This window comes from Microbispora sp. ZYX-F-249 (genome assembly GCF_039649665.1).
Taxonomy (GTDB): domain Bacteria; phylum Actinomycetota; class Actinomycetes; order Streptosporangiales; family Streptosporangiaceae; genus Microbispora; species Microbispora maris.
On sequence record NZ_JBDJAW010000038.1, the window covers coordinates 59,895 to 71,218 of the forward strand.

10 protein-coding genes are annotated in these 11,324 nt (G+C 73.3%); 6 read left to right on the forward strand and 4 right to left on the reverse strand.

What is annotated here, in order from left to right; all coding sequences use genetic code 11:
• The first annotated feature begins 11 nt into the window (after positions 1 to 11).
• On the forward strand, positions 12 to 659 hold the full coding sequence (locus tag AAH991_RS32200) for a hemerythrin domain-containing protein (protein WP_346229691.1): 648 nt from the start codon (positions 12 to 14) through the stop codon (positions 657 to 659).
• 112 nt (positions 660 to 771) lie between these two features.
• Here the strand turns inward: AAH991_RS32200 and AAH991_RS32205 are convergent, their stop codons facing one another.
• Positions 772 to 1,212 (reverse strand): DoxX family protein, encoded by a 441-nt coding sequence (locus tag AAH991_RS32205; protein WP_346229692.1) that lies wholly within the window; start codon positions 1,210 to 1,212, stop codon positions 772 to 774.
• Positions 1,213 to 1,309: 97 nt separating this feature from the next.
• Here AAH991_RS32205 and AAH991_RS32210 point away from each other — a divergent pair, with 97 nt between their 5' ends.
• From AAH991_RS32210 to AAH991_RS32225, 4 genes are all read left to right on the forward strand, one after another.
• The gene (locus AAH991_RS32210; protein WP_346229693.1) at positions 1,310 to 1,924 is read left to right on the forward strand and encodes a TetR/AcrR family transcriptional regulator; all 615 of its coding nucleotides are present in this window, start codon (positions 1,310 to 1,312) and stop codon (positions 1,922 to 1,924) included.
• Between the two features lie 40 nt (positions 1,925 to 1,964).
• Positions 1,965 to 5,303 (forward strand): ATP-binding protein, encoded by a 3,339-nt coding sequence (locus tag AAH991_RS32215; RefSeq protein WP_346229694.1) that lies wholly within the window; start codon positions 1,965 to 1,967, stop codon positions 5,301 to 5,303.
• 91 nt (positions 5,304 to 5,394) lie between these two features.
• Positions 5,395 to 6,027, forward strand: coding sequence for a hemerythrin domain-containing protein (locus tag AAH991_RS32220; RefSeq protein ID WP_346229695.1), 633 nt, complete (start codon positions 5,395 to 5,397; stop codon positions 6,025 to 6,027).
• 6 nt (positions 6,028 to 6,033) lie between these two features.
• The gene (locus AAH991_RS32225) at positions 6,034 to 6,498 is read left to right on the forward strand and encodes a nitroreductase/quinone reductase family protein (RefSeq protein ID WP_346229696.1); all 465 of its coding nucleotides are present in this window, start codon (positions 6,034 to 6,036) and stop codon (positions 6,496 to 6,498) included.
• Between the two features lie 53 nt (positions 6,499 to 6,551).
• Here AAH991_RS32225 and AAH991_RS32230 read toward each other — a convergent pair whose 3' ends face one another.
• Together AAH991_RS32230 and AAH991_RS32235 are read right to left on the reverse strand one after the other, a co-directional pair.
• Positions 6,552 to 8,384, reverse strand: coding sequence for an MFS transporter (locus tag AAH991_RS32230; RefSeq protein ID WP_346229697.1), 1,833 nt, complete (start codon positions 8,382 to 8,384; stop codon positions 6,552 to 6,554).
• Positions 8,385 to 8,588: 204 nt separating this feature from the next.
• Positions 8,589 to 9,188 carry a TetR family transcriptional regulator gene (locus AAH991_RS32235; RefSeq protein WP_346229698.1) on the reverse strand — a complete coding sequence of 200 codons (600 nt, stop codon included), beginning with the start codon at positions 9,186 to 9,188 and terminating at the stop codon, positions 8,589 to 8,591.
• 124 nt (positions 9,189 to 9,312) lie between these two features.
• On the opposite strand from AAH991_RS32235, the gene AAH991_RS32240 reads away from it, so the two are divergent.
• Entirely contained in the window at positions 9,313 to 10,671 is a 1,359-nt protein-coding gene (locus tag AAH991_RS32240; protein ID WP_346229699.1) for a serine/threonine-protein kinase, read from the forward strand.
• Here AAH991_RS32240 and AAH991_RS32245 read toward each other — a convergent pair.
• Positions 10,595 to 10,984: an FAD-dependent monooxygenase gene (locus tag AAH991_RS32245; protein WP_346229700.1), complete on the reverse strand. Its 390-nt coding sequence runs from the start codon at positions 10,982 to 10,984 to the stop codon at positions 10,595 to 10,597. The genes AAH991_RS32240 and AAH991_RS32245 overlap by 77 nt on opposite strands.
• Positions 10,985 to 11,324 lie beyond the last annotated feature (340 nt).

Below are 11,324 nucleotides of genomic sequence, written 5' to 3' on the forward strand. Positions count from 1 at the left end.
ATCGTGGGGCCATGACAACACCGACGCAGACCCGGCGCCGACCGGGCGAACCCGCTCCCGACCTCGTCACGTTCCTCGTCTTCCACGCCGGCCTGCGGCGCGAGTTCGGCAGGCTGGCCGAGGTCCTCGACCGCTGCGACCCCCGCGACGCGCGGCGCCGCGCGGTCGTCGACGAGCACCTCGCGCTGCTGCTGCGGGCCCTGCATCATCACCACACCGAGGAGGACGAGGCGATCTGGCCGCTGCTGCGCGATCTCGTCCCGGAGGCCCGCGCGGTGCTGGACCGGCTGGAGGCCGACCATCAGGAGATGGACGCGGTCATCGGCAGGCTCTCCGCCGGCGGCCGGCCCGTTCGCGAGGTCGCCACCGACCTGCGCGCGCTCGACCGGCTGCTCAACACCCACCTCGACCTGGAGGAATCCGAGGTCGTTCCGCTGATCAGGGAGCACGTCAGCGCGGCCTGGTGGGAGGAGTCGGGCAAGAAGGTCAGCAAGAGCCACGGCCGCGACCTCCCGATGCTCGCCGCCTGGCTGGTCGACGTGGCCACCCCCGCCGACCGCGAACACATCTTCGCCACCGCCCCGGCGATCATGCGGATCCTCTACCGGCTCTCCTGGCGCCGCGCCTACGAGCGCCGGGTGTCGCAGGTCTACGGGTGAGCCGCGGTCACTGCCCCCGCGACGCGGACGGTGCCCGGCGCGCCCCCTCGGCGGCGGTGCCGCCGGGCGCCGAGGCGGGCGTCCGGTGCGCCTGGCAGTGACCGGCTCTGCTTCACACGGCCGCCGCGACCGCGGCGGCGACGAAGAGCACCTGCAGGGCGGTGCGTGCGGGCAGCGGAGTCACCGGCTTTCCCGCCAGGGTGAGGCCGCGGCGCGCCGCCGAGACGTTGGCCGGGAACATGGCGATCATCAGCAGCGCGAGCCCGATCGCGGCGTACGGCGCGGTCGGCGGCAGCAGCAGCCCGGCCGCGCCGGCCAGCTCCAGCACCCCGGTGAGGGTGACCAGCAGGGCGGGCCGGGGGAACGCCGCGGGGATCATGGCGACGAAGTCCCGCCGCCACGAGGGCAGGAAATGCGGCACACCGGTGAAGACGAACATCAACGCCAGCGCGCCGCGCAGCGCGGGCTGCCAGCCGTCGAGCATGTCGACGCCCGCCAGGCCCAGCAGCCGCAGGGCGGCGAAACCCCCGATGAGGGCGATGAAGGGAACCATCCCTCCTCCAATCTTGTCATTGGCTAGATTGGGGGAGGCTCCGGCATCTTGTCAACGTCAAGATAGAGTGGGCGGCCCAAGGCAGCGCAGCACGGAGGTGAGCAAGATCAACGGGCCGGCCTACCATCACGGCAACCTGCGGCGGGCCGTCCTCGACGCCGCCCTCCAGGCCATCGGCGAGTCCGGTCCGGCCGGATGGAGCCTGCGCGAGCTGGCCCGCCGTGCGGGCGTCTCGCATGCCGCGCCCGCGCACCACTTCGGCGACAAGACGGGACTGCTGACGGCCGTGGCCGCCGAGGGCTTCGAGCTGTTCGCCGACAGCCTGGAACGCGCGGCCGGGGACGACGTATTCGCGGTGGGGGTGGCCTACGTGCGCTTCGCCATCGACCACAGGCCCTACTTCGAGGTGATGTTCCGTCCGGAGCTGTATCGCGCGGACGATCCCGGGATGCGCTCGGCGCGTGAGCGTGCCGCCCATGTGCTCGTCACCAGCGCCGGCGCGCTGTCGCCGAGCCCGGCGCAGGACCGGCTGACCACGATCGCGGCGTGGTCGCTCGCCCACGGCTTCGCCGGCCTGTGGCTCAGCGGCTCCCTGCCGGAAAGCGCCCAGGGCGATCCGGAGACGATCGCCCGCGCGCTCGTCGAGCTCGTGTTCGGTCCCTGGGCGGGACCGGATCGGGGTAGGCGGCCTGGAGAGCCGCCGGAATTGTGACTATGCCGGGGCATGGAACGATCCCTATGCTCTCCTCGAAATGGTTCGTTTATGGGTTCTCGGCCAGTTCCGGGCCGAAGTGGGCGGGCATCCGGTCGACCTCGGACCGCCGCTCCAGCGGGCGGTGCTGGCGAGACTGGTCTGCGCCGGCGGGCACGTCGTCTCGACCGACCGGTTCATCGACGATCTGTGGCAGGGCCAGCCTCCGCCGAAGGCCCTCGGCGCCCTGCAGGTCTACATCTCCAACCTGCGCCGCGCCCTCGAACCCGGCCGCGCACCGCGGACTCCGGCGAAGGTCCTGGTGACCGCTCCCCCCGGATATGTGCTGCACCTCGACGCCGGCGCCGTGGACGCGTGGCGCTTTCCCACGCTGATGGACGCGGCGTCGGGCCTCCTCAGCGGGGGGCAACCGGCCGAGGCGCTGCGCACGGTCGACGAGGCCCTCTCGCTGTGGAGGGGATCCGCCTTCGCCGAGTTCGGCGACGAGGACTGGGCGGTGCCGGAGGCGGCCCGGCTGGAAGAGATGAGAATGCTGGCCGCCGAGTATCGCGCGGAGGCGAAGCTCGCGCTCGGCCGGCACGCCGAGATCGTGCCGGAGCTGGAACGGCATGTCGCCGACCATCCGCTGCGCGAGGACGCCGTACGTCTCCTGGCCCTCGCCTACTACCGCTCGGGACGGCAGGCCGACGCCCTGGCGGCGCTGCGCAGGACCCGGGCCAAGCTGGCGGAGGAGCTGGGTATGGACCCCGGCCCCGCCCTGCGCGCTCTCGAGGCCGGCATCCTCACGCACAGCGAAGCCCTCGACGCGCCGAAGACCGCCGCCGCGCCGGTGAGTCTCACCCCGCCGCCGGCCGCTCAATCCCCGGCCACACCGTCCCCCGCCGCACCGCCGGCCGACAATCGGCCGGCCCGGATGATCGGCCGTACGGCGGAGCTCGGCCGCCTGGTCTCCGCCGCCGAGCAGGCCGGGCACGGGTTCCGCGTGGCCTGGCTGGGCGGCGACCCCGGCGCGGGCAAGAGCACGCTGGCCGACGCCCTGCTGCGGCGCCTCGCGGACGAGGGCTGGCGGACCGCGGTCGGCCGGTGCCCGGAGACGCTCGGCGGCGTGCCGCCCGCGTGGGCGTGGACGGAGGTCCTGCGGACCCTGTTCGCGGTCCATCCTCCCGACCCCGGGACGGAGGCGCGGCTCGCGCCCCTGTTGCGGGAGGACTCCCCCGGCGCCGGCCAGTTCCTGCTGGCCCAGGCGGTGGGCGACTACCTGGAGAGCGTTGCGGGGCCGCTGCTGCTCGTGCTGGAGGACGTCCACCGCGCCGACGACGCCACCTTGCAGCTGCTGCGTCACCTGGCGGCGAGGCTGGCGGGCGTCCCCGTTCTGGTGGTCCTCACGCACCGGCCGTCGGAGGCGGGCGACCACCTGATGGCGGCGGGGGCCGCCCTGGCCGTGCAGACGGCGGAGAACGTGACGCTCGCGGGGCTGGACGAGGACGACGTCCGCCGCCTGCTGCTGGAACGCTCCGGCCTTGAGGCCGGCCCGCACACGGTCCGCACGGTCGCCGAACGGACCGGCGGCAACCCGCTGTTCGTGGCCGAGACCGCCCGCCTGATGGCGACGGAGGGAGCCGCGGCGGCCCACTCGCTGCCACCCGGGGTCCGCGACCTCATCCGCAGGCGGATCGCCCGCCTTCCCGCGACCGCGCAGACGACGCTGCGCAACGCCGCCGTCATGGGCCGGGACGCCGACGTCGACGTGCTGGTCGCCGTGCAGAACGCCGACGAGGAGACCGTCCTCGACGGCCTGGAGGCGGGGGTGCTCGCCGGGCTGCTCACCGAGCCGGCTCCGGGCATGGTGCGGTTCACCCATGTGCTCGTCCGCGAGACCCTCTACGAGGACATCCCCCGGCTGCGCCGTACCCGGCTGCACGCGAAGGTCCTCACCGCGCTGGAACGGGTGCACCCGGGCGACGTCGGCGCGCTCGGCTACCACGCGCTGGCCGCCGCCACGGCGGCCACCGCGCGCGAGGCCGCGCAGTACGCGCGCGAGGCGGCGGCGCAGGCGTCCGGCGTCTACGCCCACAGCGAGGCGGCGAGCCTGCTGGAGGGCGCGCTCGACGCGCTCGAACTGGCGACGGAGCCCGCGGACGACCTCCGGCTCGACCTGCTGTGCCGGCTGGTCTCGGCGCGGGCGAGCGCGGGCGACATCATCCGGGCCACGGCCACCCGCCGGCGCGCCCTGGCGCTGGCCAGACGACTCGGCGACGCCGGGGCCCTCGCCCGTGCGGCGGTCGCCCTCGACGCCCCCATGATCTGGCAGAACGACAACGAGCTCGACGTCGACATCGTGGAGACCATCCACGCCTGCCTGCCCGCGGCGACCGGCGAGCTCAGGTGCCGGCTCCTCGCCGCCCTGACGCAGGAGATGGGCGGCCACGACGAGGAGATCGTCGACAGCGCGAGCGCCGAGGCCGTCGAGATCGCCCGCGGCCTCGGTGATCCCCGGCTGCTGTGCGTGGCGCTCGCCGCACGCTACTGGGCGACCTTCGTGCCGGGCCGCCGCGACGAGCTGGAGCCGGTCGGGCACGAGCTGCTGGAGGTCTCCGCCCGCGAAGGGCTGCTCGGCTACCAGACGCTCGGCCACCACGCGCTGTGCATGGTCGCGCTGGGCCGCAACGACTGGGCCACGGCCGAACGGCACGCCGGGCGGGCGGTGGAATACTCCACGAGCGGCCAGCTGGGCCTCGTCCTGGCCATCATCGCGTTCCTCGACGCCCTCCGCCTCCTGGTGAAGGGGGAGTTCGAGCAGGCCGAGGCGGTCTACACGGTCCTGTCCGACCGGATGGGAGAGGCCGGAGGTCCCAACGCCGCCTCCTTCCGTAGCCTCGCCCGGTTCGTGGTGCGCCTCGCCTGCGGCCGGGCGCACGAGTCGGTGGCCGAGCTCGCCGCCGCCCGCGCCCAGATCCCCGGGGAGATCGACGAGTTCTACGTCAGCGCGCTGGTCGCCGCCGGGCGCCTCGAGGAGGCCCGGTCCGCCTGGCCGGTGGACCGCTGGCCGACGCGGTGGGTCTACCACACGATCAACGTGGCGCTCCGCGCGGGCAACGCGATGGCCCTCGGCGCCCGGGAGGTGGCCGAGGAGTGCTATCGCCTTCTCCTTCCGTTCCGGGAGGAGATGGTCGGCCTGCACACGGTGGCGGTCACGCTCGGCCCGGCCGGTCTCGTGCTGGGGAGGCTGGCGGAGTACCTCGGCGACCCCGCCGCGGCGGCGGAGCACTACGCCACCGCCGCCGGCGTCGCCGGACAGCTCGACTCGCCGCACTGGCGTGCGGAGGCGCTGCGGGCGCGCGAGGAGGTGCTGCGGGCGCTCGACGCGCTGAAACCGTGAGGCCAGAGCCGCCAAGTGGCCGCCAAACAGGCGTTTAGCGGCCGGGGCCACCGTGGTTCCGACACCGATTCGGACATCATGGAGGCTCACCGTGGAGACCCCCGATCTCACCGGGATCCGCATCATCCACCGCGCCATGCGCGGCGACCTGCACCGGCTCCGCGCGCTCGCCGAGGACCTCGAGGCGGGACGCCAGCGGGCGGACCCGGCGCGCGCCGCCGCCATCACCCGCTACGCGGAGGACGTCTGCGGCGCGATCCACCACCACCACAGCAGGGAGGACGAGATCGTCTGGCCGGTCATCGAGCGGTCGGCGGGCACCGCCGTCGACCTCGCCGACCTGTCCGACGACCACTCCGAGCTCGACCCCCTGCTCGAGCGGGTCCGCGTGGCGGCGCGGGCCTTCGCGGGCGGCCGGGCCGTCTCCGAGCTGGCTGCCGCGCTGCGCACATTGTCGGAGCTCATCGACGAGCACATCGAGGAGGAGGAGCGCAGGATCTTCCCGGTCATCGAGAAGTACGTCTCGGCGGCCGACTGGAAGACGATGGAGAAGTCGCTCAAGGGCGGCGGCGACCCGCGTTTCGAGCTCGCCTGGGTCGACCGGTACGCGAGCCCGGAGGAGATGGCCCACATCCGCAGGCTGGCCGGGCCGGTCCTCAGCCTGCTCCTGACGCTGGCGCGGCCCTCCTACCGGCGCCGCCAGCGGCTCGTCTTCGGGAGCTGAGCGGCCGTGGCACGACGTTCCCGTCTGTACAACAGGATCATCCGGTACGTCTGCGACCGGCAGGTCCGCAGTTACCGCAGGACCGGCGGGCGCAGGCCCGCCACCATGCGCGGCATCCCCGTCCTGCTCCTCACGACGCGAGGCCGCAGGACCGGCCTGCCCAGGACCCGGCCGGTCGGCTACGGCAGGGACGGCCGCCGGTTCGTCGTCGTCGCCTCGAACGGAGGCGACGACGCCACTCCCGCCTGGTGGCTCAACCTGCGGGACGACCCGGTCGCGGACATCGAGGTGGGCGGCGACGACGGTCTCACCGTGCTCAGGGTGCGCGCCGTCGAGGCCACCGGCGAGGAGTACGACCGCCTGTGGCGGGCGATGAGCCGGCGGCACCCCGTCTACGAGAAGTACAAGGAGATGACGCGGCGCCGCATCCCCGTGGTGGTGCTCGAACCTCTCGACGCCCTCCCCACGTGATCCGGCCGCCGGAGGGGGCCGTGCCCGGCCCCCGCCCCGGCGCACCCGCGCGCCTATTGGTCCCGGGCGCGCCTGTCCCGGGCGGTGGGGGCGTCGAACTCCTCGTCCGGGACGACCAGCTCGTTGCCGGCCAGACCGGCCTCGCCGGCGACCGCGGCGAGCTCGGAGCCGAGCGACTCGTGGGCGGCGGCGCGGTGCCCGCGGCGGACGCGGTCGGTCAGCAGCGACGACAGGGCGGCCACCAGGCATGCGGCCACGGCGAACCAGAAGGCGATGACCAGGCCCTGGTGGAAGGGACCCGCGATGAGGTGGGGGAAGAACTCCTTGCTCGTCAGATGGGCGCCGCCGTCGGGCAGCCGATCCAGGATGCCGCCGAGGAGCTGCCTGAACGGGTTGTATCCGAGGAACGCCGCGAACAGCACGGCGATCGGCGGCAGCTGGGCGATGCCCTCGGCCTGCGCGGCGGGCACGCCCTGGGCCACCAGCTCGTCGTGCATGGTGTGCGGCAGCGACTGCGCCAGGCCCGCGATCATCAGGCTGAAGAACACGCCGATGGACAGCACCATCGAGGAGTTCTGGAAGGTCGCGGTCATGCCCGCGCCGACGCCGCGGGACTCCGCCGGGACCGAGTTCATGATCTCCGCGCGGTTGGGCGAGGAGAACAGGCCGGACCCGACGCCGTTGACCAGGATGAGCAGCGCGAAGACGCCGTAGCCGAAGTCCGTCGGCAGGGTCATCAGGGCGTAGAAGCTCGCCGCGGTGACCAGGGCGCCGCCGACCGTGAACTTCCGCGGCCCGAACCGGTCCGACAGCCAGCCGGAGACGGGCGCCGACAGCAGGAAGCCCACGGTCAGCGGGATCATGTAGATGCCCGCCCACAGGGGCGTCTCCTCGAAGCTGTAGCCGTGCAGCGGCAGCCAGATGCCCTGCAGCCAGATGATCAGCATGAACTGCAGGCCGCCGCGCCCGAGGGCGGTGAGCAGGCTGGCGACGTTGCCCGCGAGGAACGCCCGGTCGCGGAACAGCGTGAGCCGGAACAGCGGTTCGGCCACCCTGGTCTCGATCCAGGCGAACAGCGCCAGCAGCAGGACGCCCCCGGCGAGCGCGGTGATCACCCAGGGGTTGCCCCAGCCCATCACGCCGGTCCCGTACGGCTGGATGCCGTAGGTGATGCCGACCAGCAGCGCGATGAGGCCGACGGCGAAGGTCGCGTTGCCCCACCAGTCCATCCGCGCCCGGCGCCGCACGCCGTTGTCGCGCAGCTTGACGTACGCCCAGATCGTGCCGAAGACCCCGAACGGCACGGAGACCAGGAAGATCGCCTTCCAGTTCACCGGGGCGAGGACACCACCGATGACCAGGCCGAGGAAGGAGCCCGCGATGGCCGCGATCGAGTTGATGCCGAGCGCGGTGCCGCGCTGGCGGACGGGGAAGGCGTCGGTCAGGATCGCGGTGGAGTTGGCGAACAGCAGCGCGCCGCCGATGCCCTGCACGATCCGCCAGCCGATCAGCCACATCGCCCCGGCGTCGCCGTCCATCCAGGTCAGCGACAGCATGATCGAGCAGAGGCTGAAGACCGCGAACCCGAGGTTGTACATGCGGACCCGGCCGAACATGTCGCCCAGGCGGCCGAACATCACCACCAGCACGGCCGTGACGACCATGAAGCCCATCATCATCCACAGCAGGTAGCCCGTGTTGCCGGGGTCCAGCGGGTTGAGGCGGATGCCGCGGAAGACGTCCGGAAGGGCGATCAGCACGATGGACTGATTGATCGTCACCATCAGGACGCCGAGGGTGGTGTTGGACAGCGCGATCCATTTGTACCGCGAGGACGGCGCCGACTGCGGCGACGCTCCCGCCCGGGACTGGTTCGCTACGGCCACGGAGTGGTTCCCCTCCTCTTGGTCCGCACAGCGCACAACCTGTTCCCTGCGCGACGAGCGGCGGACGAACCGTTAGTTAGGACAACTAAATTACCCCGGCCGGATGACATTGATGTATCCCGGCGTGCGCAACAAAGGCCACCATGGGGCCCTTAAATGCTTTTGGGCGTTATTTGAGGTGTTTTCGGGCGGCGACCATCGTCGTCAGGACGTGAGCGCGCCGGCGATCACATCGGCCACGCTGTCCACGACCGTGCCGCGGTCGAGTCCGGGGTGCTCCAGCCACCAGTCGCCGATCGCCTGCACCATGCCGACGAACGCGTGGCCGAGCACCTGGGCGCGTACCGGGTCGGCGACGCCCTCCTCCGCGAGCATCGCGCCCAGCTCCTCGCCGACGCCGCGAACGATGGCGGCCATCCGCGTGCGGGTGCGGCTGTCCTCCGCGCTGGCCCGGTGGAACAGGAACCGGTAGAGGTTGGGGTTGGCCGAGATGGTCTCGAGGTAGGCGTCGACGGCGGCGCGGGCACGTACGCGGGGGTCGGCCATGGCTTTGGCGAACTCCGGGCGCAGCAGGTCGATCACGACACGCGTGTGGCGTTCCGCGAGAGCCTGGTAGAGGCCGCTCTTGTCCCCGAAGTGACGGTAGAGGATCGGCTTGGTGATTCCCGCCTCCGCCGCGATGGCGGCCATCGACGCGTCCGGGCCTTCCCTGCGGATGACCCGGTCGGCCGCGTCGAGCAGGTCCCTGCGCCGCTCCGGACTCCGGCCGCGCTCCCCTGTGCCGCCCGTCGTGAGCCCCGTCATGAGCACAGCATAGGGTCGTTCCCCGCGTCGCCTGGATCAAGACCCGGGCCGATGGGCGATCACTCCGGTAATGTGCCGGACGCGGGATTTGTGATCGCGGTTTCCGCCGGGTCGGAGGTGCGGGGTGGGCGAGGCGGGCGGGCCGCTGGTGCCGGGCTACGAGGTGCTCGGCATCCTCGGCCAGGGAGGCTTCGGGATCGTGTACCGCGCCCGCCAGCTCGCGGTGGGCCGGGAGGTCGCACTCAAGATCGACAACCGGGTGCTCGTCTCCGACCGCGACCGGCGCAGGTTCATGCGCGAGGTGACGTCCGCCGGCGCCCTGTCCGGCCACCCGCACGTGGCCGACGTCTACGACGCGGGCGTCCTGCCGGACGGCCGGCCGTACATGGTGCTGGAGCTGTGCCCCAACGGGTCGCTCGCCGACCGGCTGCGCGACGGCGGCCCGCTCGGCCCCCGCGAGGTGCGCGACATCGGCATCAAGATCGCCGACGCGCTGGCCGCCGCCCACGCCCTGGGCGTCCTCCACCGCGACGTGAAGCCCGCCAACATCCTGGTCAACTCCTACGGCATGGTCGCGCTGTCGGACTTCGGGCTGGCCACGATGCCGGGGCAGGGCGGCACGGCCCAGGGCGAGGTGTCGGTGACGCGCGAGTCGCTCACGCCCGCCTACGCCCCGCCGGAGGCGTTCGATCTCACCGAGCCCACGGCCGCGGGGGACGTGTACGCGCTGTCGGCCACGTTGTACGCCCTGCTGCGGGGCAGGCCGCCGCGCTTCCCCGACGGCGGCGTGGTGAACGTCGCGGCGATCATCGCGCTGCACCGGCTGCCGATCCCCGACATCCCCGGCGTGCCCGCCGCGTTCACCGCCGTCCTGCGTCACGGCATGGCCGGCGATCCGGCCCAGCGGATCCGGACGGCCGCCGGACTGCGGGACGCGCTCGCCGCCCTGGCCGCGGACGGCTCCGCCGCCGGGGACGGCGCGCGGTCCGCCGGGCCGGAGCCGCCCGGTGCGAGCGGCCAGGCCGTCGTCCCGGGATGGGGCGTCCCCAACCCCGCCGGGGCCGCCATGCACGGACGGCACCCTGAGCCGGGGCATTTGGTCACCGGCCCGGGCGGAGGCGCTCCCGCGTACGGTCAGGACATACGCCGGGCGGCGACCGCGCCGAACGGGGTGCCGGGCCCCCCGGCCGGTCGGCAGCCGCCCGCGCACCGGCCACCGGGTCAGCGGACGCAGGGCCCCGGACGGAGGCCGGTCCCCACGCCCCCGCCGCGCACCGGCATGTCCCGGCAGTCGATCGTGTTCGCCGTGATCGCCGCCGCCTTCGCCCTGCTGCTCACGGCGGGGATCACGGTGCTGGTGCTGGACAACCGCGATCGGGGAGCGGACACCCCCGTCACTCCCGGCGTCACCTACCGCCGGGGCGCGGACGGCGGAACCGGCCTGCCCGGCGGGCGCGTCCCGCTCGGCGCCTTCCGCGCCTGACGCGCTCCCCGGCGATCCTCTCCACCCTGTCCCGGCGCAGCCTTTCGTACGCGGAGAACGCGGCGGGCACGTCGGGCAGGTCGCGCAGGCAGCGGGCGAGCTGGATCGCGCTCTCCACCGCGAGCGCGACCCCCTGACCGGAGCTGGGCGAGGGCGCGTGGGCCGCGCCCCCGGCCAGCACCATCCGGCCGCGATGCCACCGCGGGACCGGGGGCAGGATCTCCAGCGCGCCCAGGGCGGACAGCTCGCCGGCCTCGGTGTGCCGGAGCAGGCCGCCACCGGGCACGTCGTCCGCGTATGCCTCGCGCAGCATCTCGAGCCATCGCGCCGCGGGCACCTCCCGCGCCCGCGCGGGAGGTCATCGGCTCGGGTCGCGGCAGGTTGCCGAACCACAGCGCGCGGCCGTCCGGCCCGGTCCACACCAGCTCTGCGTGGAGATTGGGAAGCTTGTGGCCGCCAAGGGCCCAAGCACGGGCGAACCGCACAAGTACTTCGACGCCGGCTCGGCACCTTCAGCACCACTCTGACTACCTACCTGTTAGGCGGCAGGTCCGGGCAGACACAGGACGTGGACGGCCTGGATGAGCTGTTTCATCAGCCGATCGCCCGGTTCAAGGTCCGCAAGCCCCAGCGCTGACCGAAGGATCGTCCCG